General features: G+C 43.2%; 20 protein-coding genes. 12 read left to right on the plus strand and 8 right to left on the minus strand.

Annotated features, from left to right (window positions below; translation table 11 throughout):
- Positions 1 to 131 precede the first annotated feature (131 nt).
- From BJP34_RS29245 to BJP34_RS29285, 10 genes are all read left to right on the plus strand, one after another.
- A complete protein-coding gene (locus tag BJP34_RS29245) occupies positions 132 to 1,970 on the plus strand; it encodes a carbamoyltransferase (RefSeq protein ID WP_070395378.1) in 1,839 nt (612 codons plus the stop codon).
- A gap of 31 nt (positions 1,971 to 2,001) precedes the next feature.
- Positions 2,002 to 2,136, plus strand: a complete 135-nt coding sequence (locus BJP34_RS49640) for a hypothetical protein (protein WP_267876408.1) — start codon at positions 2,002 to 2,004, stop codon at positions 2,134 to 2,136.
- A gap of 85 nt (positions 2,137 to 2,221) precedes the next feature.
- Positions 2,222 to 3,196: a glycosyltransferase gene (locus BJP34_RS29250; protein WP_070395379.1), complete on the plus strand. Its 975-nt coding sequence runs from the start codon at positions 2,222 to 2,224 to the stop codon at positions 3,194 to 3,196.
- Entirely contained in the window at positions 3,159 to 3,824 is a 666-nt protein-coding gene (locus tag BJP34_RS29255; RefSeq protein WP_070395380.1) for a cyclase family protein, read from the plus strand. Before BJP34_RS29250 ends, BJP34_RS29255 begins: the two co-directional genes overlap by 38 nt.
- Before the next feature lie 41 nt (positions 3,825 to 3,865).
- Entirely contained in the window at positions 3,866 to 4,570 is a 705-nt protein-coding gene (locus BJP34_RS29260; RefSeq protein ID WP_202972038.1) for an acylneuraminate cytidylyltransferase family protein, read from the plus strand.
- A gap of 228 nt (positions 4,571 to 4,798) precedes the next feature.
- A complete protein-coding gene (locus tag BJP34_RS29265; protein ID WP_070395381.1) occupies positions 4,799 to 5,899 on the plus strand; it encodes an RRXRR domain-containing protein in 1,101 nt (366 codons plus the stop codon).
- 63 nt (positions 5,900 to 5,962) lie between these two features.
- Positions 5,963 to 6,895, plus strand: coding sequence for a phosphoglycerate dehydrogenase (locus BJP34_RS29270; protein WP_070395382.1), 933 nt, complete (start codon positions 5,963 to 5,965; stop codon positions 6,893 to 6,895).
- Positions 6,896 to 6,906: 11 nt separating this feature from the next.
- Positions 6,907 to 7,641 carry an SDR family NAD(P)-dependent oxidoreductase gene (locus tag BJP34_RS29275; RefSeq protein WP_202972039.1) on the plus strand — a complete coding sequence of 245 codons (735 nt, stop codon included), beginning with the start codon at positions 6,907 to 6,909 and terminating at the stop codon, positions 7,639 to 7,641.
- Between the two features lie 81 nt (positions 7,642 to 7,722).
- Positions 7,723 to 8,529, plus strand: coding sequence for a 6-hydroxymethylpterin diphosphokinase MptE-like protein (locus BJP34_RS29280; protein WP_149031242.1), 807 nt, complete (start codon positions 7,723 to 7,725; stop codon positions 8,527 to 8,529).
- 169 nt (positions 8,530 to 8,698) lie between these two features.
- Positions 8,699 to 9,604, plus strand: a complete 906-nt coding sequence (locus BJP34_RS29285; RefSeq protein WP_070395384.1) for an NAD(P)-dependent oxidoreductase — start codon at positions 8,699 to 8,701, stop codon at positions 9,602 to 9,604.
- A gap of 215 nt (positions 9,605 to 9,819) precedes the next feature.
- Here BJP34_RS29285 and BJP34_RS29290 read toward each other — a convergent pair whose 3' ends face one another.
- The 3 genes from BJP34_RS29290 to BJP34_RS41250 all read right to left on the minus strand — a co-directional run bounded on the left by BJP34_RS29290 (position 9,820) and on the right by BJP34_RS41250 (position 11,705).
- A complete protein-coding gene (locus BJP34_RS29290) occupies positions 9,820 to 10,233 on the minus strand; it encodes a response regulator transcription factor (RefSeq protein ID WP_070395385.1) in 414 nt (137 codons plus the stop codon).
- Positions 10,234 to 10,506: 273 nt separating this feature from the next.
- The gene (locus BJP34_RS47955) at positions 10,507 to 11,154 is read right to left on the minus strand and encodes an ISAzo13-like element transposase-related protein (RefSeq protein ID WP_070395386.1); all 648 of its coding nucleotides are present in this window, start codon (positions 11,152 to 11,154) and stop codon (positions 10,507 to 10,509) included.
- Between the two features lie 77 nt (positions 11,155 to 11,231).
- A complete protein-coding gene (locus BJP34_RS41250) occupies positions 11,232 to 11,705 on the minus strand; it encodes a transposase (RefSeq protein WP_070395387.1) in 474 nt (157 codons plus the stop codon).
- Positions 11,706 to 12,026: 321 nt separating this feature from the next.
- Between BJP34_RS41250 and BJP34_RS29305 the strand changes: the two genes are divergently transcribed.
- Positions 12,027 to 13,226, plus strand: coding sequence for an RNA-guided endonuclease InsQ/TnpB family protein (locus BJP34_RS29305; protein ID WP_070395388.1), 1,200 nt, complete (start codon positions 12,027 to 12,029; stop codon positions 13,224 to 13,226).
- A gap of 5 nt (positions 13,227 to 13,231) precedes the next feature.
- Here the strand turns inward: BJP34_RS29305 and BJP34_RS29310 are convergent, their stop codons facing one another.
- Positions 13,232 to 13,837, minus strand: a complete 606-nt coding sequence (locus BJP34_RS29310) for a calcium-binding protein (protein ID WP_229424078.1) — start codon at positions 13,835 to 13,837, stop codon at positions 13,232 to 13,234.
- Positions 13,838 to 14,661: 824 nt separating this feature from the next.
- Entirely contained in the window at positions 14,662 to 15,261 is a 600-nt protein-coding gene (locus BJP34_RS29315) for a Crp/Fnr family transcriptional regulator (RefSeq protein WP_070395389.1), read from the minus strand.
- A gap of 104 nt (positions 15,262 to 15,365) precedes the next feature.
- Between BJP34_RS29315 and BJP34_RS49645 the strand changes: the two genes are divergently transcribed.
- Positions 15,366 to 15,488: a hypothetical protein gene (locus BJP34_RS49645; RefSeq protein WP_267876409.1), complete on the plus strand. Its 123-nt coding sequence runs from the start codon at positions 15,366 to 15,368 to the stop codon at positions 15,486 to 15,488.
- Between the two features lie 136 nt (positions 15,489 to 15,624).
- Here BJP34_RS49645 and BJP34_RS29320 read toward each other — a convergent pair whose 3' ends face one another.
- The 3 genes from BJP34_RS29320 to BJP34_RS29330 are packed head-to-tail and all read right to left on the minus strand — an operon-like array spanning position 15,625 to position 21,989.
- The gene (locus BJP34_RS29320; protein WP_070395390.1) at positions 15,625 to 17,058 is read right to left on the minus strand and encodes an adenylate/guanylate cyclase domain-containing protein; all 1,434 of its coding nucleotides are present in this window, start codon (positions 17,056 to 17,058) and stop codon (positions 15,625 to 15,627) included.
- A 26-nt stretch (positions 17,059 to 17,084) separates the two neighbouring features.
- Positions 17,085 to 17,897, minus strand: coding sequence for a GAF domain-containing protein (locus tag BJP34_RS29325; protein ID WP_070395391.1), 813 nt, complete (start codon positions 17,895 to 17,897; stop codon positions 17,085 to 17,087).
- An 18-nt stretch (positions 17,898 to 17,915) separates the two neighbouring features.
- Complete coding sequence (locus tag BJP34_RS29330) at positions 17,916 to 21,989, minus strand: ATP-binding protein (RefSeq protein WP_070395392.1); 4,074 nt, start codon at positions 21,987 to 21,989, stop codon at positions 17,916 to 17,918.
- Positions 21,990 to 22,134 lie beyond the last annotated feature (145 nt).

Here is a 22,134-nt window from a genome sequence, read left to right on the forward strand (position 1 = left end):
TTTTGTCCCCTTTGCAATTATTACCAGGTTATTCACCGATTTTTTGAATATCAAGTCAAAGTCAGTTACCTCTTGGCACAATCGTAGATCAGTTATTAGTACATTAGACTCAGTACAAAGGCAAGTATAAGATGTATATTTTGGGACTATCCTGCTATTATCATGACGCGGCTGCTGCACTTTTGCATGATGGGATGTTGATTGCTGCATCCGCAGAAGAGCGTTTTAGTCGTAAAAAACACGATCATGGATTTCCTCTACAGGCAATTCAATTTTGTTTAAATGTAGCTGGAATACAGGCTGGGGATTTAGACTATGTGGTTTTTTATGAGAAGCCTCTACTCAAATTTGAGCGTATTCTTCTGACAACACTATCCACTTTCCCTCGTTCCTACCCGGTTTTTCGGGAATCAATGGTTGCTTGGTTTAATCAAAAACTTTGGATTAAAAGTCAAATTCAAACAGAAATCGGTATTGATGTCAAAAAAATCCTTTTTGTGGAACATCACCTGTCTCATGCTGCCAGTGCCATGTTTGCTTCTCCCTATAAAGAGGCGGCGGTGCTAACGGTAGATGGTGTTGGTGAATGGACTACTGCCGCCATTGGATATGCAACGGCAAAATGGGATGAAGACAGTAATGTTCAGAATCAGATTAATTTAACTCGTGAGCTTCGCTTTCCACATTCCGTTGGCTTATTATACTCGGCTTTTACTGCTTTTCTGGGGTTCCGAGTTAATAATGGTGAATATAAAGTTATGGGAATGGCACCCTATGGTAGCCCTAACTATGTTGAGGAAATTTTGAAGGTTGTGGATATAGATGATGAAGGAAGTGTTCATCTTAATCTGAAATACTTTTCGTTTCATTACTCGACACAGCATACTTATAATAATAAATTTACTGATATTTTTGGTCCTCCTCGCCAACCTGACTCGGAATTTTATACACTAAAGACCCATCCAAATCGTGACCATCCTAATTGGAATGAACAAACAGCTCAATTAAATCAGAAATATGCTGATATCGCAGCCAGTATTCAGTATGTAACTGAAGAAATCGTCTTGAAGATGGCTAGATATGCACATGGTTTAACTGGACACAGTAATCTAGTCATGGCTGGTGGCGTTGCCCTAAATAGTGTTGCCAATGGTCGTATAGTAAGGGAAGGACCGTTTGAAAATGTTTTTATACAGCCTGCTGCTGGGGATGCTGGGGGAGCATTAGGAGCAGCACTTTACGTATACCATGTCATTTTGAATCGTCCTCGCCAATTTGTCATGGAACATGCTTACTGGGGAGCCAGTTATAGTGTCAGCAGACAAATGGAGGCTATCCGTGGATTGGGTTTACAGTATCAAGAAATAGAAGATACAGATATATTATCAGATCAAGTTGTGAGTACCATCTTGGATGGTAAGGTAGTTAGCTTATATCAGGGGCGTGCTGAATGGGGGCCAAGAGCATTAGGAAACCGCTCGATTTTAGCCGATCCACGCCAACTAGAAATGAAGGAAATAGTCAATACCAAAATTAAATTTAGAGAACCATTTCGTCCTTTTGCACCAGTTATCTTAGCCGAACAGGTAAATCAGTATTTTTATGGTTCTAACTTACAAAACCAATATCTGCCTCGCTATATGCAGATGGTGGCACCAATTCGTGAAGATAAGCAAGAGCAAATTCAAGCTGTCTGCCATAATGGCACAGGTCGTCTACAAGCTATTCGCCAAGAATCTAACCCGTTCTATTATGAAGTAATCGAAAAATTTGGTGAAGCCACTGGAATTCCCATCCTCTTAAACACTTCCTACAATTTACGAGGTGAACCAATTGTGAATACACCAGAGGATGCCTTGCGCACATTTGCTTACAGTGATATCGATCTACTGGTAATGGGGAATTTTTTAGTTTCGAAATCCAATAAACCTCAACCTGTTTTACCTAAACAAAAAGTAAGTTTATCTTAAAAATAACAATACCAAAATAACCATTGTGCTAATGTTTTTTGGATTAAAAAAACACTATACAGCGTTTTTCATAACTATTAGGTACACAGGATTTTTTCACTCTTGCCTCTTGCCTCTTGCCTCTTCCGTCTTACGTCTTCCCTGCTCCCTGCTCCCTGCTCCCTAAAACCCAGGACGAAAGCACCTCAAACGTCCCTGAGAATTGCTACATACTCAACGCTGTACTAGAAACCCCATTATAGTTAAGCAAAGTGCCTGAAACATCCATTATCATTCGTTGCTATAACGAAGAACAACACATCGGTCGTCTGCTCAGTGGCATCATGCAGCAGACAATCCAAGATGTAGAAATCATTGTTGTTGACTCAGGTTCTACTGATGCCACTCCATCCATTGCATCCCGCTATCGAGTCAAACTCTTATCCATCAAACCGGAGGAGTTTTCCTTTGGGCGAGCCCTTAACCTTGGATGTCAGGTTGCCACCGGGGAATTCATCGTTATTGCCAGTGCTCACGTTTATCCCATCTACCAAGATTGGATTGAAAAGCTGTTAGCTCCCTTTAAAGATCCTAAGATTGCTTTAACCTACGGAAAACAACGCGGTAACGAAACAACCAAGTATTCGGAAAACCAGATATTTGCTACTTGGTTTCCCGATCAGTCGGTTCATGTCAGGGATCAAGACTATCCTTTCTGTAACAATGCTAATGCTGCTATCCGGCGATCATTGTGGGAAGACGTTCCCTACGACGAAACCCTCACAGGCTTAGAGGATTTGGACTGGGCAAAACGGATTATGCCCTTAGGCTACCGCATTGCTTACGTTCCCGCAGCTGAAATTATTCATGTTCATGAGGAAACCCCCAAACGCATTTACAACCGCTATCGACGAGAAGCCATTGCTCTTAAACAGATTTATCCCCAAGAACACTTCCATTTTTGGGATTTTGTGCGCCTTTTCACCACAAATGTTGTCAGTGACTACTATCACGCATGGCATGACGGTGTTTTCAAGCCAAATTTGCTTTCAATTCCTATATTCCGCTTAATGCAATTCTGGGGTACCTACCAAGGCTTTGCGCAAAGGGGACTAGTCAGCAACCGCCTGCGACAAACCTTTTATTATCCACGCAGCTTATCACGTTACCAGAACACCTTTTCTTATGAAAATCGACGACTCATTGACTATGGCTCCTCTGCAAAATCCTCCGAGCAAGTATATTGACATTTCAGTACCCGTATCGCCATACCTTCCCACCTGGCCAGGTAGCCCAGCAATTGAATTTCACCGTCACCTCGATTTAGAACATGGTGATATTGCTACCGATACAACACTGCATTTTAGTGTACATACGGGGACTCACGTTGATGCTCCAATGCATTTCATTCCAGGGGGACAAAGTGTGGAACAGCTACCTCTGGATGTTCTAATCGGAGAGGTTTACGTTGTAGTTGTGCCCGATGATGTGGATGTCATCACCGCAGAGGTATTAAAGCAGTTAACTCTACCTGCCAACACACAGCGTTTACTTTTGCACACGCGGAACTCTCGGCTGTGGCGATCGCAAGTGCGGGAATTTCAGTCGGACTTTGTGGCGCTCACAGCAGATGCGGCTCAATGGGTAGTTGAACGGGGAATTAGGTTAATTGGGGTGGATTATTTGTCAGTGCAACGTTTTTATGATGGTCCGGAAACTCATCAAATTCTGCTAAAATCCGAGGTTGTTATTATTGAAGGCTTGAATTTAACGAATATTTCAACTGGAAAGTATGAGTTGTTATGTTTACCAATTAAGCTCAAGGGAGTGGAAGGAGCTCCAGCTAGAGTAGTTTTACGCCACTTATCTCACTAAATATTTACCTGGTATTACTAAATTTTTATAGGTTATTTTTTATGGAAAATATTAAGATTATTGCTCTCTTACCGATGAAGGCGAACAGTGAGCGAGTCAAGGGTAAAAATTTTAAGCCATTGAACGGTAAACCTTTATTCAAGTGGATTTTAAATGCACTTATTGAGCTAAACGAAGTCTCAAAAGTGATTATAAATACAGATGCTCGCTCTATTCTGGCAGAACACGGATTGGTCGATTCAGATCGAGTTCAGATTCGCGATCGCAAACCAGAATTGTGTGGTGATTTCGTCAGCATGAACCGGATTCTGGCAGATGACATAGCAAATGAACCTGCCGATATTTACTTGATGACCCACACTACAAATCCCCTCCTCAGTGCCACAACAATTCGCAAGGCACTTCAGCAGTTTCTGGAGGCTAGGGCTACGGGAACTGCTGATTCGCTATTTACAGTTAATCGCTTCCAAACTCGCTTCTACCGTCAAGATGGTTCTGCCATTAACCACAATCCCAATAACCTAATTAGAACTCAGGACTTGGAACCCTGGTACGAAGAAAATTCTAATCTCTACATTTTTACACCTTTAAGCTTCGCTGCCACTCAAGCCAGGATTGGCAAGCAACCTATGATGTTTGAAACTCCTCCCTTAGAGTCGATTGATATTGACGATCAAGTGGACTGGCAAATGGCTGAAGCAGTTGCCCAGTATCTCTATCCTTCTTCTGTTGTACAAGCGGCATGAGCAGTCAATAACCCCACCCTGTAGAGGGATGGGGCTTGCATAAACAACCAATTATGCGTGTTTGACTAGACCATTTGAGCCGAATTTTGGTACGAACGTCCGGATTCTTCCCCAGTCCGAACCTCTTCAAGGCTGTGTTGTCAGTCGCTGTTTGACAGGACATCTTAAATTCGGTGGTCAAGGGGACGAGTTATTAACTCAAATACTTTTCTCGTGAGGTTTATCACCATGTTACGAGTTCCAGTCATTTCACCTGATGGCAAACCATTGATGCCTACAAAAGCTTCTCGCGCTCGACGTTGGCTTAATCGAGGTTTAGCTGTCATTTATCAAAATGATCTAAACGTTTTTGCTGTTCAGTTGGTCAATCAACCATCTGGAGAGCAGACCCAGGACATTGCTGTTGGTATTGACCCTGGAAAAATGTTTTCTGGCATTGCTGTCCAGTCAGGCAAGGCTACTCTTTGGACAGGACATTTAGTTTTGCCATACAAAAGGGTTCGAGAGCGGATGGATACTAGACGAATGATGCGTTCGCGTAGCGTCGGCTTCGCCGAAAGGACTCGCAGGAGCCGTCGAATAAACAGAAAAGTCCCTTACTCGCAAAGGTCTCACAGGCAAAAACGATTCTCGAACAGAGTAGGCAAAAAGGTGCCTCCTTCGATTCGGGCGAATCGTCAGCTAGAACAACGGTTAGTCAAGGAGCTTAGCCTTTTGTATCCATTGAAAGCCATTGTCTACGAAGTAGTCAAAGCAAGAGGAAATAAGGGATTTTCTCCTGTGATGGTAGGTCAATATTGGTCAATATCTCAGTTAGAGAAAATAGCTCCAGTTACTCAAAAACAAGGCTGGGAGACTGCCCTAAAAAGGGAGGCTCTAGGACTGGTTAAGGACAAGGCTGACAAAAGTCGGCAAACTATCAATACTCATGCAGTAGATGGGATAGCTTTAGCTGCTACCCATTTCTTCCGACGCGAAAACTATTATCACAACAAAGGGAAGCTAAGCGTTCCAAAAAACTGTGATGTGACCGATGCCACCTTTTCTGTTATTAAACGTGCTCCGATAAGTCGCCGTCAATTACATTTATTGCAGTTTTCTAAAGGTGGAAAACGGCGCAAATACGGCGGTACAACTACTAGCTATGGTTTTCGTAAAGGAGACTATGTTGAAGCTGTTAAGGCTGAGAAAATCTATCGAGGTTGGGTAAGCGGCGAAACAGCAAGACAGGTTTCCGTTAGCGATATCAACTGGAAGCGAATCGGACAATTCACTGCCCGGAAAGTCCGACTTCTAAGACGTTCGACGGGCTTAATTGTAAACCACTAATTGGAGGCGCGGCTTTCCTCCCCACCAAAAGAGAAGGATGGGGTATCCAGCCGCGAAGAATTGATGAAAGTATTAATTACCTGTCCACCCATGTTAGGTTTGATGGATGAATTCAAACCACTCTTTGCAGCAAAAGCCATTGAAGTTGATTGTCCTCCAGTAGTGCAAACCCTATCCGTGGAAGAACTAAAGTCCCTCATTCCTCAGTATGACGGTTGGATTATTGGCGACGATCCTGCCACTCGCGAAGTGTTTCAGAACGGGAAATCTGGGAAGCTAAAAGCAGCAGTCAAGTGGGGTGTTGGGGTTGATAATGTGGACTTTACAGCAGCGAATGATAATGGTATCTTAGTAGCAAATACCCCTCGTATGTTTGGTGCGGAAGTAGCCGATATTGCCATGGGCTATGTAATTGCCCTAGCACGACAGACTTTCATGATTGACCGAGCCGTTAGAGCAGGAACATGGCTAAAACCAGCAGGCATTTCTCTAGGGGATAAGACGGTTGCTTTAGTTGGGTTTGGGGATATTGGGCGCAATACGGCGAAGCGGCTGTTAGCAGCTGACATGCGGGTAATTGCTTACGATCCTTATTTCCAAGCAGTGGAGGGATTAGAAGCAGTACAACCTGCTGCTTGGCCCGCACGCTTGGAAGAAGCCGACTTGATTGTGCTGACCTGTGCGTTAACTAGTGAAAATCATCATATGCTCAATTCAGAAACATTAGCTAAGGCAAAGCGAGGGGTGCGGGTGATCAATGTTGCCCGAGGTCCATTGATTGATGAAGCAGCATTGGTGGAGGCATTGTCTTCACGACAGGTGCATTCGGCAGCCTTAGATGTTTTTGAAATGGAACCATTACCGGAAGCCTCTGCGCTACGGCCTTTTGAACAGTGTATTTTTGGCTCCCATAATGCTTCTAATACGGTGGATGCTGTGCGTCGTGCTAGTTATCAGGCAATGCATTTGCTATTTGATTTTCTTGGATGTGCCTAGGAATTGAGATCGTGAAAACTGCTTTAATTACTGGAGCTGCGGGTGGCATTGGGCAAGCTTTGTGCCAGGTTTTTAAAGAAGCTAATCACTTTGTGATTGGTCTTGATGTAGTTTCAGCGGCTGCATCCTGCGATGTTATGATTGTCGGCAATTTGCAGAAAATGTGCAGTGATGCAGCTTATTGTTCAGAAATTGTTGAGCAAGTGCGATCGCACTTGCAAAGCAGAGGTTTGACTACCCTGATTAACAATGCAGCAGTGCAAATCCTCAAGCCCACAAACCAACTCACAGTAGAAGATTGGCATCAGACACTAGATGTTAATTTGGTAGCTCCTTTTGTGTTAACTCAGGCATTCCTGCCGGAGTTGGAACAAGCGGTCGGCTCAGTAGTAAATATTGCCAGTATTCACGCCAGCCTTACCAAGCCTGGGTTTGTGTGTTATGCAACCAGTAAGGCAGCTTTGGTCGGTTTGACTAGAAGTATGGCAGTGGATCTTAGGGAAAGAGTCCGGGTAAACGCGATTTGTCCAGCAGCAGTAGCGACACCAATGTTAATGGCTGGGTTTGAAGGGAAGAAGGAAGAGTTTGAGAATTTGTCTCAAATGCATCCTTTAGGACGGATTGCAGAACCAGCAGAAGTAGCAAAAGTGGCATTGTTTCTATCTTTGCCTGAAGCAAGTTTCATAACCGGTGCAACTTTAAGCGTTGATGGTGGCATTGGAGGACGTTTACACGATCCTATATAGGTTAACAATAAAGATTTATTCGCATATCTAAAGCCCAAACTAGTTAACCAGCTAATTAGCCCTTTTACGGCTGAATTGATTATGCTTAAAAAAAAATTACGAGTAGCAAGAGATTCAATTGTTGAGTATCTTAATAATTACTCAGATCCAGTGTACCTTCAATGGTACTTTAATGAGTCTAAGCGCCTTTTAAAATTTAAAAAAATTAATAAAAAAGAGGACTGTTTTATTATTGGTAATGGTCCTTCCCTTAATAAAATTGATTTATCATTACTGAATAATTATTATACGTTTGGTTTAAACAAAATCTACTTAATTTTTGATAAAGTAAATTTAAATATTAGCTATCATGTTGCCGTCAACCATTTGGTTGTCGAGCAAAGCGCGAGAGAGTTTGAAAATTTAAACTGTCCATCCTTTTTATCAGCTAGAGCCGCTGATAATGTGGTAGATAAAAGGGATCATATTTATAAAATATTTACAGCAGGTAGTCCTTTCGTTTTTCAGACAGATGCATCGAAGTTAATTTGCGAAGGATACACTGTAACTTATGTAGCAATGCAGCTAGCCTTCTATATGGGCTTTAAGAGAATTTTCTTGATAGGAGTCGATCATAACTTTACTGCTGTAGGTAATCCTAACGAAAAACAGTTCCTAAAAGGAGATGACCCAAACCATTTTACTCCTGGGTATTTTGGGAATAAAGAATGGCATCTGCCAGATCTAGAAGGCTCTGAATTAGCCTATCATATGGCTCGATTTAACTTTAATAGATCTGGTAGAGAGATTTATGATGCTACAGTTGATGGGAAACTACAAATTTTTCCAAAAATTACCTTTGAACAAGCTTTAGATATGTGTAAAAAAAAAGTAGTGGTAAAGATGTAGTGATGTAGGCGTTGGTCTGGTCAAGGTAACGGGAGCTAAAATCACGAATTGTGTACCACTACCGTTTCGCCGAGTCGTTGTTAATCCCCCGACTAAAGTACAGGGGCTTTCAAAATGCCGTCTTCTTTCAGGTAAGAATAATAAAGTAGGCGGACTTAATCGAATCAGCATGAACAGCAATCTTACCTTTCTTGGTCTCGGCGTTATGGGTGGATATATGGCAGCCAATCTTGCCCGTAGTGATTACTCCACCAGTAATTACCCCACTATGGCTTGGAATCGCACCCCCGATCGTCCAGGAGTCAAGATTGCTGCTGATGCTGGAGCCAAGGTAGTGTCATCCATCCGGGAAGCTGTCGAGTCAGCTGACATAATTTTTTCCTGCTTGGGGGATGTCCCAGATGTGGAAGCGGTTATGCTGGGAGCTGAGGGAGTGGCTGAGTATGCCAAACCCGGTACCCTAATTGTGGATTTCACCACCATTGGACCAAATGCAGCCCAGGAAATCAGTGGGGAACTAAAGAAGCACAACCTACGTTTTCTCGATGCACCAGTTTCCGGTGGGGATATCGGAGCCAAAAATGGTACCCTAACCATTATGCTTGGAGGCGAGCAGAAGGACTTCGAGGAGTGTAAACCCCTACTGGAAATTCTTGGCAAAACCATTCGCCTGTGCGGTCCGGTGGGCAGCGGTCAAGCAGTTAAACTGTGCAACCAGGTGCTTTGTTCTGTCCATATGGTAGCCCTATGCGAGGCAATGAAGTTGGCAGAACATCAAGGAATTGACCCTAATTTAGTTATTGAGGTTTGTAGCACAGGTGCTGCTGGGTCATGGGCGTTATCCAACTTAGGGCAACAAGTGGCTGAGTCTGACTTTGAGCCTGGTTTCATGATTAAGCACATGGTCAAAGACCTCAGGCTTGTACTCGAAAGCCTCCAGTCTTCTAGTCTGGATTTGGCTGGAGTTGAATTAGCTGACCGTCTTTTCAAAGTTGTTCAACAACTTGACAGTGGTACAGGAGGTGAACAGGGAACTCAAGCCATGATCCGTGCCTACGGTGAATTGAGAAGCTGAAGCATGATGGCTCTAGTTATACCGCTATCCACTTAACCCAGGACAGTAGATGAGTTTTTGATAAATTGGTGATGGCTAGGGAAATCTGTCCTGCTTTCAGCTAGTAGCGGTGATATGGCACTACGCATTTAGTTTGACATTGTCAGCCATGCAAAGCGCGAGTGGGGGAAACCCCCTGTTCCCTTGCTGCATCGCTCCTAAACTCCGAAACTTAGTCATAGCTTACTTCTGACTTCTGACGCTAAGCGTAGCGCTATACCAAGTATTTCTTGAGATTTTTCCAAGACTTGATCAGGGTCAAAGGGTTTAGTGAGGTACATATCTGTGCCGACTTCTTTGCCCTTTTGTTTATCAAACTCTTGTCCCTTAGCCGTTAGCATGATCACATAAACATCGTTCATACACAGAACATTTTTGATCTGATTACAGACATCAAACCCACTCATTTTCGGCATCATTAAATCCAGAAATACCAGATTAGGTTGCTCTGACTTAACTTGCTCTAGAGCATCTTCACCATCCTCAGCGGTGAGTAATTCTACCCCTTCATCTTCCAGGTCTTCCAGGGTTTGCTCGATCAGGAGTCTCATATAAGGTTCATCATCAACGATCAAGATTTTTTTAGTCATAGAGTAGTCTACTGGCTAAAGCATTACCTGTTTCTACACCAAGTAATTTACTTGATCAAGTCAGGTATTCCGGATGCTTTGCTGGTAAATCATTAGGGTATTTAATCATTTATTAATTTATAAGAGATAACTATTCAAGCGGACAGGATGTGAAAGTCGCTGTAGCTAAAGTACGACAAAAAAGTCCCCACACCAAAAGGCAATGGGGACATACTGGAGTTGTTCTAGTTGCCGGAAGCTAATAAGGGACTTGCAAGAAAATAAGATCCCCATCTAAGTCGGGACAATTGTAATATCCCATTTGGGTAATGTGTCAGAACGACACCAAGAAAGTTGATAGGATTCCAATTCGAAGGGTAAAGGTCTCAACCCTTTTTCATAGATGGTGTCCACTAAATGAACAGTTGGTGTGCAGCCCTTCCAACTCATGTTTGTAGCCCATTGGACAACAGCTTCAACCGAGTCTAGAATTGCGCCATTCCAATAGTTCTCCAACGCAGCCCAACACCGCTCAATCGGATTGTACTTGCTGTGATAGGGAGGGTAGTAAATCAAGCGGATGCGGGTTGCAATTGCCCGAGACCATTCAACCATGCCCTTGATAAATTGGGTGCGGTTGCTGCGGGTGGCACTGCCTCCATCTAGATTAATCACTAATTCGTCGAATTGAGTCGGTTGGAATTGATTGTCATTCCACCATGCCATGATACAATCAACAATAAAGTCGCTGGTTTCAGCCGATTGCCCCATGTAAATCGAGAGCTGGTCAGTTTGGGTATTGAGAATACCAAATGGAGTCATCACAGATGTCCACTCAGTATCATGGTCGTCTGCTTGTTTAGCTTCTAATGTTCTGGCTTTGCCACCTCGTGATAAATTCCCCACTTTGACTTTGGCTTTGCTATCGATTGAGATACGCAATGACTTGGGATTGTGATCTCAACGTTGATTTTCGCGGAATACGTTCTCAAAGATGGCATCGGTCTGAGCAATCTTTTTCACAGGTTTTGTCTTTTGGGTTTTTTTAAGCGATACCCCAGTCGATTCAGAATTTCTCCCATTGTTTGACGAGTTGGTAACTCTTCATCGGTATATCCCTTTTCACTCATGAGCGCTTCCCTGACTGCCCTTGCACTGATTGTGCAAACGCAAAATGTCGATTTCAATTTGGGGTCTGCTTGCGCTTGAGCATCTACTAAAGCACGAATATCTGCTTTTAGGTTAGGCAGGTTTTTCGCGCTTTTCTTTCTACCTTTGGCTCGATGATTATCCACACATATCAATCCACTTCGCTGCTCATGCAAACCTAATTGTACCCTTGTGCGGTTCCAACCAAACACTCTTTCTGTTTTGCGGGCATTACCCCCAAGATAATCTTCACTCACCTTAGCCATGAAGGCTCGCTTGCGATGACCTGTTAGTTTCTTGGCTGCATCCAGTATGGTTGATTTTACCTTTTCACTTAATTCCATTTCTCAGAGCATCGTTCTAGACTAGAGTTATACATCGCTGAGCACACAACATCTGCTGATGCTTTACTTATTCTAGGGGATTTTTTTTTTCCGCGAGTCCCTAATACCCTGTATAAAAACCTGATCAGTTAAACAGTCTTTTCACTGTTTAACTGATCGGGGAGTTTGAGGGGTCTATCCATCCCCACCCGTGCATAGGGATGGGGATGGATAGATTCCTGGCCGTAGGCCACGCTACGCGAACAAATATTTAGCGATGACTTGACGAATTACCGCAAAATATATATAATGATAGAAGGTCGATAGATAAGTGTAGAAACAGTGAGACATCAAGCCGTCAAAATAAGGATTTACCCCACACAAGAGCAAATTCATATACTTGCTCAGCACTTTGGCTGTGCTCGTTGGTGGTGGAATTATGCGCTAAATCAATGCATAGAAACTTACAAAGAGACCGGCAAAGGGTTGTCTCGTTCTGCACTCAATGCTATGTTGCCAAAGCTCAAAAAAGATGAGAAAACCGAATGGCTAAAAGACTGTTACTCTCAGGTTTTACAATCTGTAAGTCTCAACCTTAGTCGTGCGTATCAAAACTTTTTTGAGGGTAGAGCTAAGTATCCTAGGTTCAAGTCATATCATCACCGTCAATCAATCCAGTACCCACAGTATGTGAAACAGGTAGGTGATTGTTTTAAATTTCCCGGAAAACTCGGTGTTGTTAAAGCAATAATTCACCGACCGCTAGACGGAACGATCAAAACTGTAACCGTCAGCAAAACCCCGTCTGGGAAATACTACGCTTCTGTGTTGATGGAGTACGATTCGGATGATGTACGACCTTCCACAGAGGGAAAGGTTATTGGGATTGATTTGGGTATCAAGGATTTTGCTATTACCTACGATGGCGAAAAGACCTCTAAATTTGGGAACCCAAAGCACTTAGCCAAGTATCAACGAAAACTAGCCAAAAAGCAACGTATTGCTGCTCGGAAGAAGAAGGGCAGTAATGGTCGCAAGAAAGCTAGAAAGATTGTAGCTAAGGTATACGAACGGATTGGAAATGTCCGCCAAGACTACCTACATAAACTATCCAGGAAGATAGTTGATCATAATCAAGTGGTAGTAGTAGAGAACCTAAATGTCAAGGGCATGGTTCGTAACCACAAATTAGCTAAAGCAATATCTGATATAGGCTGGGGAATCTTTGTCAACTTTTTGTATTATAAATGTGAAAAAGACGGAAAAGTCATGGTCGAGATAAATCGGTGGTTCCCCAGCTCTAAAACCTGCTCTAATTGTCATTACCAAATCAAGGAGTTGCCGCTTGATGTAAGGGCTTGGACTTGTCCAAGTTGTGGAACTCATCACGACAGAGACGGTAATGCGGCAAAGAATATTAGAGCAGAAGGAATCAGAATGCTATCCTCCTCTGGGACGGGGGAGGTCAACGCCAGTGGAGAAGAAGTAAGACCAAGACGTGGACGTCCGTCCAAGTTGAGGTGCGAACCGTGGCGAATTTAATTCGCCTACGGAAAGCGCACCTTCGGCATTCTTCCGTGAAACTGGAAGCCCCAACTTCGGCGTTCGCCGACGCTACGCGAACAACGAAGTAAGTTGGGGTAGTTCACTACTGCAACTTCCGATCCATCAACCGATAAAAAGCCCGTGAAGGCATCGTAACTTACATCAGTGCTGCCTACAACTACGATCGCATCACTTCCTACCTCGAAGTCGAGGATAATATCCAAGTCTCCTTCTAAGAACTGATCTGCGAAAAACTCGTAGATATCGCTGCCGCCGCCACTGATCAGAACATCGGATCCTTCATTGCCAACAACAACATCATCTCCTAAGCCGCCTCGAACAATATCATCTCCGAGACCGCCGAAGACAAAGTCAGTTCCTCCAGCACCTTGGATGTTATCGTCTCCTGCTCCAGCCATGATTATATCTACTTCATCGCCGCCAGCTGCTACATCATTACCGTCGCCAAAAATAAAAATGTTAGTTTGATCTTCTTGTCCTACGGCGAATACACCTCCACCCTCTTGAGGGCTATCAAAAAACATTGCACCCTCAAAATCGCTTATAAATAGCGGAGCTGTGCTACCTGGACTTAATGTTGCTGCCATTTAATTCTCTCCTTGTTTTAGCTTGAATTTGGTCTAACAGGTAATAGTCCGGTTAATCTCACATCTTGCACCATTCTCAATAAGCTTGGTTGATGTAGGGTGGGCAGTGCACCAGACAGATAATGAAGCTTGCAAAGCGCGTAGGCACTGCCCACCCTACGATTAGCGATGCAGCGCGGTCTTGGGGAGCCAGTGCGGTCTTGGGGGTTCCCCCCGGAGACGAAACCTTAGACAGTTGAGCCTTTATGGTTGGTAGGCTATGCAGAAAAGGGGTAAAACTTATTGATTAAGGCTCAACTGTCTGACGGTAACTTCTAACCATGAGCAACTGGCGTGGTTTCCCCCATGAGCGACTGCATCAAGACAATGACAATGGTGCAAGATCTCGGTTAATCAGGTTTTATTCAGGTAAATCGTTAATTGTTAATCGTTAATTGTTAATGGTATTTAAGGGGAATTAATGGGAATTAATGGACGTTACCATCAACAATTAACTATGAGTAAACAGTTGTAACTACTACCTGCTTGGATGAGTGTTTAACCGGACTTGATATTAACTATAAGTTTTTAGACTTGACTAAAAATTAGAAACAAATTAGAAAAAAGTTAGACTTGCTTGATTAAAATCAAGTGTTAGAGTAAGCAATTATAAATTATTAGTCAAGGATAAAAATTAGAAACAAATTAGACTTACTTGATTCAAATCAAGTTTTGGACAGGTAATAGCTCGTCCCGTGAATCACTTCATATTCACGGCAAGGGTTAATGCTTAATGGTTAATTGACTCTTGACAATTAACCATTTTAAATTTTCAAGTTTCAATTTTAAATTAAGGTAATCAAACGCCTTTTACGAGTAATTGCTCCTGTTTTCTCCAGTTGCATCAAAGCTCGTGATACGGTTTCGGGAGTCAAACCTAGCTCAGCAGCAATTTCTTTGAAGGGTTGGTCTAAGCTGAGAACGGTTTGATTACGGAACTGAGCTAAGTAGTGTAGATATTGAAGTACCCGCTCGTGAGCAGTCCGAATTTCTCGCCACTCTAAACGGACTCTGAGGGAGTGAATGTGTCTAACCAAAATGGTCATGAAATTCTCTGCCAACTCAGGATAAAGGCAAAGGCTTGACAAAAGACGTTGCTTGGGATAAACAATTACTCGTGAAGCTACCTTAGCAATTGCTGTGTAAGGATAGACCGTTGAGAAAAGAGCACTTTCAGCTAAGCTCTCACCGGCTCTAACCACCTGGAGTGTAACCATTTTCCCTGATTGAGTGTAGTGAACAAGTTTGAATCGCCCTGTTTCCACTACAAAAAAAGACGATGCGGAATTTCCCTGGTAGAATAGCTTCTGTTCAGCAACCAGATTCTGGAAGATGACACCCTGACTTAGAGCAGGGGGAAGGCTCTCAGGTTTCAATAGATTCATCAATAAGGCTTCTAGTACGGCAGGACATGTGAATAGTTTAAGCAATCATTTTTGGGAATGTCTGTTGGAAAAGATCGCAAAAAATCAGAACTTGAACACAGAAAATGTCCCAGGCAGCAACTAGGAGTAGGAAGATCGGGGGTGCATCTCATAGTTGTAAAACAGAAGGGGAAGTGTGGGAAGTGTGGGAAGTGTGGGAAGTGTGGGAAGTGTGGGAATATTATTAGATTTTTTGCCTAATTGCATCGCTACCAAAAATCCCTATATAGTTGATTAATTATTGCCTCTTGCCTCTTGCCTCTTGCCTCTTGCCTTTCTCTAAGGACTATATTCACAACTCAAATAAAAATGCTATATCAGGTATCAGTTAATCAGCTCAAATACATCTACTGTTTGCCGTTTTCCCTTGATTGAAACCTGACCCAATTCCCGATAGGTATACTGGTGCTTGGTCGCTTCATAGACACTACCACTGACGAGGATCTGACCCCCGTTGGCCATAGCTTGTAATCTGGCAGCGATATTGACTTCATCACCAATGGCTGTATAGTCCATATGCTGAGGAGAACCAATGTTTCCCACCACGACTTCTCCTGAACTAATCCCAATACCGGTTAGAAAATTCTCCCGGATCCAGGGGGTAGGCATAGTTTTAAGTTGATGTTGCATAGCAATAGCAGCTGCGATCGCTTGTCCCTGATTATCCTCTAGCTTAGAGGGGGCACCAAACATAGCCACAATCATATCCCCCACAAATTTATTGACTGTTCCGTCATGGCTGAAAATGACATCCACCATGGAGGTAAAATATTCGTTCAGGTATTCAACAATTTTATGGGCTTCTAATTCTTCACACCGAGTTGTGAAATTCCGAATATCAGAGAACAATATAGTAATAGGCTTTTTGGCTGGAGTCAGAGAGATATTGCCCTTGGCATCAATAATGGCTTGGACAAGTTGGGAAGGAATATAGCGTTCCAGTCGGCTTTTAATCCGCTCCTCCTGTAGTTTATTTCTATGGAGCAAAGCATTTTCAATAGCTCCTGCTGCTTGAGCTCCAAGAATCGTTAAAAATTTCAAGTCTTGAGCTGTATAATTAACCGGTTTTTCACTACAAAAGTTAATCACCCCCAGCAGACCCTTTTGGGTTTTTAGAGGAGCACAAACCAGAGAGTTTATGGACTTCACAGTAGCAATAAACCTGGGATCATCTTGAACCTGATTTACAATCTCAGCCTTACCAATTCCTAGCCCATTCTCTGTATTACTATTGCTCAGCTGAAAAAAATCTTTTGGATTATACTGTTTGCCAAAGGCTGAGATTATATCTAGTTGATCAGTTTCGGAATTAATTAACAAGACTGAACCACAATCTCCTGGAATCAGTCTTCTCGCTTCATCTAGGAAAAGCTGAGCAATAGCGGATAGCTCTAAACAGGATGGAATCCGTTCCGAAACTCTATAAAGTAAATTAATTTCTCGGTATTGATCTAAGATAGCACTGCCTAGATCTTTTTTTTCTAATTCTTGATTAGCCAAATAATTCAGGAGTTCTTTAATTGGGATCGCTTTCTGATCCCCCTTGACCCAGCCAATCACCTGACCTCTTGCTTCAACGGGATATTTATTAGCTAAGTTACAATCTCCCAATACCGAAATTTTCCTAGGATTGTCCAACAGCAGCTTTCCGTAGATATCCTCAATCTGGACAACGGTGTCTATGGCGTCAATCAGTTGACTTATGACCCCTAGCGCTTTTGGCTTAGAAATAATTTTTTTGAGACTGACAGATGCCATACTTTGTGCTACTATTGTAAGTTACCTTAAAAGTATCGATTCAAAGTACTCCTCACCCGTTCTTCTCGAAGCATATTCTCATAGAGGATAGCATTAGATATGGCTGATGTGGCTTGAGATGCTAAAGCACTGATCAATTTCAAATCCCTGGCTGTATAGTCTACAGGTTTTTCACTACTGAGCTCAATCACACCAATTACCTGATCTTTGGTCTTGAGTGGGACACACATTAGGGAACTGATCGGATAATCAGATGGCACAAACCTGGGATCCGATGAGACATCGTTAACGATTTCTCCTACACCAGTCATAATCACACTGCGAACAATACCTGCTATCGATTGCTTGTGGGGTCTATCCCCCATTTTTGGATCAAAGCTAGCCAGTACTTCCAGTTGGGATTGGTCTTGGTCTAGCAAAAAGAGAAATCCCCGATTTACTGGAATTAATTCCCTAGTTTGATTAATCACAATTTGAGCAACGTCTTGAGGCATTAAGTTGGCAGTTAATTTCGCCGATAGATTGTAGAGTAAGTTTATTTCTCGATAGTTTTCTAAGGTTTCTATAGCAATTGCGCGGCGTTCTAGTTCTCGATTCGCTAAATAATTGAGTAGAGCAGCAATAGGACGAGCATTCTCTCCTCCCCTGACCCACCCTAAAGTAGTTCCTTTCAGGTCTATCTTGTATTTGCAAGATGAATAATCAGGCTCATCTCCCAATAACAGTTGCTCATCAATATCTTGAATACTAATATCTCCTCCCAGGGAAGTTATCAGGTTATTGAGCAGTGACGAGATGTCTTTTTGGACAATTATTTTTTTAAGTTTAATAGCAGCCATGCATGTAATACTTTAGTATTAATCATCTAAGAATACAAAAAATGTCGTAGCTAATCCCTGTTCAAAACGCACCTTTTTAACCAATGCTTGTTCTTTCGCAATCCCTGAGTTAACCAGAATTATATCAGGTTTTAATGAAATTGCTATAGAAATACAATCTTGACCATTTCGGGCAGAAATTATCCCGATTCCTCTTTTCCGTAATGCCTGAGTAATCATTTCAGCTTGAGGGAGATTTTCCTTCACTATCAAAACTTGCTTAGTAGGCTTTTCTTGAGAGGTCAGTCGAACAACCTCTTTGAGCAGTTCTTCGAGATTAATCGGTTTGCTCAAACATCGCTCAACTCCTAGAGCATGTTGATCTTCAGTGATAGACAAAATGATAATCGGAATATCCATACTGTCCAAGTCATTTTTAACCACCGCTGCTGTATCAAACCCATTCATTCTCGGCATCATTACATCCAAGATAATTAGATCAGGAGGTTCTTGTTTGATCTGTTGAATTGCTTCCCAACCATCTTTCGCTTCCTGAATCCTGTAACCTTCTGCTCTAAGATGCTGCTTGAGTAGCTCTCGAATTGGAGCTTCATCATCCACAATCAGAATGGTTTTCTTCCTCGAATTTCTGATAATTGTCGAGGTGGTCATGGATGAGTGGAGTTGGGTGAGCAGGGTTTCAGCAGCTATGGTTTTTACTCCAGGTTCAGACTCAACGGGGATGGGTAACCTAAAGGAGAAGTTACTCCCTTTGCCCAGTTCGCTTTCGACCCAAATTTTTCCTCCATGATGTTCCACAATTTCCTTACAAATAGGGAGTCCTAAGCCGGTACCTTGAGGTTTTTCAGTTAGAGTATTACCCGCCTGTTTGAATTTTTCAAAGATCAGCGTCTGCTCGGCTTCAGAAATGCCTATACCGCTATCAATGATACTAACGGTAATCTCTGAACCAGTTCGCCTTACTTTACAGTATACAAACCCTTTATCCGTAAACTTAGCTGCATTAGAGATTAGATTAATCACCACCTGAATTAGTCGGTCTCGGTCACCAATTATCTGAGGGAAGCCCTCGTCTATACTCTTAATTAATTCCACATCATTCTGTTCAAACAGAGCAGTCGTAGCAATGATTGCTCGTTCTAGGACATCTACAACTGAGAGGGGTTGCATTTTCCACTCTACTCGACCAGCTTCTAGCTTAGCCAGATCCAGGACATCATTGATCAAAGCTTTAAGACGCTCCCCTTCGGAGATAATAATGTTAACATTTTCTGACACTTGCTTCAGGGTGCGCTGAATCTTGTGGTCATTGGTATAAATTAAGGGAAATAGGGTTTTTTCCAGTTTTTTCTGAATCAGTTTGGCAAAACCCATGACTGAGGTTAGGGGAGTCCTCAATTCATGGGAAACTGTGGAAATAAAGTCTGTTTTCATCCGGTCTACTTCTTTTTCAAAGGTAATATCTCGGATCAGAATCACCGAACCCATAAAGCCATCCTGACTATTAGGATTATCTGTCGCCTTAGTATCTTTTAGAATAGCAGTGGCTACGGCTTTGCCAATCCGTTGATTGGTCAGTTCTACTTCAGCGGTAAAGACTTGTTGAGGGTTAGTCTTGGTAAGAGTGACTAGGTTTGCGATCGCATTCCCCAACACTCCCTGACACCCTTGACCGATTAACTCGATTTCCTCCAAATCAAACAAGCTCACCAAAGCTGGATTGATGCGAGTAATTTTGCCCTTGGTATCTGTTACCAGTAATCCATCGGCTAAGCTTCTAATCATCGCATCCACATAAGCCAGAGTATGCTGTAATTGAGTCGTGGTGGTTTTGAGGCACTGAGCTTGTTCACTGACAATTCTGTACTGTTCTTGAGTAGTGGTGTATAAATGTGCCTGGTTGATGGCGATCGCTAACTGATTGCTCACCGCTTGTAGTAGCTCCAATTCCAAATCACTACAGCTCCAAGGCTTGCGGCGCATACAAATTAAATAGCCAGGAGGATGCAACCCCCGAATCATGACTGGTAACGCCAGATAGTTCCCTGTCTGGCAGTAGATGAGTTTATCACCACTATCATGGAACTGAACCATCTGTCCTTGGCTTAAGCGATCGCATAAATCATTACAAGACTTGATACGTATTAATCCCACTTGGGACGGTAAATCAGCTTTTCGATGTTCACACAGAATTTCCAAGCATTGTTGCTCTTGGTGATACCAGCCAAAAGTCACTCGGTCGAGACGCAAGAGGCTAGCAATTTCATTGACAGTAGTTTGCACAGTTGTTTCCAAATCCAGAGATTCACGAATACGAGTAGTAAGCCGATTCAGCAGCGCCTCCTGCTGAGCCCTGGCGTTGGTCTGCTCGAAAGTTTGAATCTGTAGTAAAGCAATAACCATGGCGATGATCAGCATCACTCCCAACACCGATGCCAGCAGATTGAGAGAATTGAGTTGTCGCTCCACATTAGCCCGGGGAATCACCAAAGCCACAGACCAATCCGCGTGTTGCAGAGGAGCATAGGTAACATACACCCACTGACCATCCAGTTCCAGTAGCCTTACCGAATCTTGCGGGTTGGCTATTTTCCTAGCCTCCATCATCTCTTGAGCAATTTGCTTGAGATTGGGGTCACGGGAGTCTAAAAAACTCCTAGCAAATTGAATTACCTTTGGGTCTGGATGGGCAATGGGTACTCCTTCTGAGTCCAAAGCAAAGGCATAACTCCCTTCTCCCAAGGTAGTATTGGTAATCACCTCTGACAGTCGGTCTAGGGAAACCGGTCCAGCAAATTCTCCCATGGGGAAAGAAAATGGACCAGCCAACTCCCCTGGTTTTGCTTCGGTTACATCCCCCAGTTCCACATCCTCGTTGGTTAGGTTGCCCACAGCCAGGTTTTCTGGAGTAATTTCCGTGTCATTGTTGGGGGGAACTGACCAGATAGGAGCCGCAATATTGACTTGGCGAATACCAGTAGAACGAGAGACCACCGGATTATCCACAAAGGTTTCTCCTTGCATCGCTCGTTGAAAGTGAGTGCGATCGCTAAGATTCTTCCCCTCAATAAAACCTGCACGACTGGTGTAGTAAGAGCCATTCCCCTTAGCCATGACAAACATATGAAAATCGGGTAATCGTTCTTGCTCGAATTGCAGATAGGGTTGGGCAACCTCCCACTCCAAAGACCGAACTTCGGGAGTATTCGCAATCGTTTCCACCTTCGCCATCAGAGCCGCCAGCCATTCATCAATTTGATGTCCCGCCATCTTGACCTTCAATTCAGCATTATCCTTGAGACTCTCAAGAATCAAACTCCGAACCACCCAATAACTTGTGAAAGCTGCTGTTCCCACTAGCGCAATGGTGCCACTAATTAACAACCGGGGAACAGAACGCCTTGGTTGCCATACGGATTGATAACTATTGTGCTTAAGCCACCACTGGCGTCTAAACCAAGTTCCCATCTCTGTTATGGAAAATCCTTTCTGTTGTTCCTGAGAAACTCCAGCAGCTTTTGCCTGGGGTTGGGCTAGGATAGTGGGGTCGGAGCAACTGGTGTCCACCTCTGATGCTAAAGGAATACCGCTCACCTGACAGTACCCGTGTGGGTAAACGTTGAGTGGGGAATTATCCGGAGGTGAGTTTCTCTGGGAACTAGCATTAAAACGATTCAGTCTAACTGTTCCGAAGATAGTCCTTAGGCTGGGTTGCCTACTGGTGGGATAAGATGACAATTGTTTACCTCCCCTTTCTCCTCTGATGTCCTCTGTTCCCCCTCTTGCATCGGAGTACAAATTATCCCTATCTTGGACAATACCCCAATCACTTCCAGGCTGGGGATTGACCTGGGTAGAGTACCTACCCTGCCTTCTTGGATATAGTGCTTCTGGCTGATTGTCTCCCCGCCAATCCAGATAACCTTGTAGCAGTTGCCGCAACAGTTCCATACCATTGATCCAGAGGTTTTCTTCTATCTGGTAATAGGTGAGACGGTACGCTTCCTCAGAACAGAGCCAATTAAGAATTTCTTCAAAGTACTCACGAGCTTGGACAAATGGCTTGAGCTGAGTATATTCAGATGTTTCCATAAAAAAATCGGATATAGGTTTGTTCGGATCTCGCCTAATCTCTACCAGGAAAATTATAGTCAGTCCGGGTAATTTTTTTAAAAGTGGTTAGTGGTTAGTCGTTAGTCGTTAGATCAAGTCCAGTTAATCACTGACTAATAATCAC

It is taken from the genome of Moorena producens PAL-8-15-08-1, assembly GCF_001767235.1.
GTDB lineage: Bacteria > Cyanobacteriota > Cyanobacteriia > Cyanobacteriales > Coleofasciculaceae > Moorena > Moorena producens_A.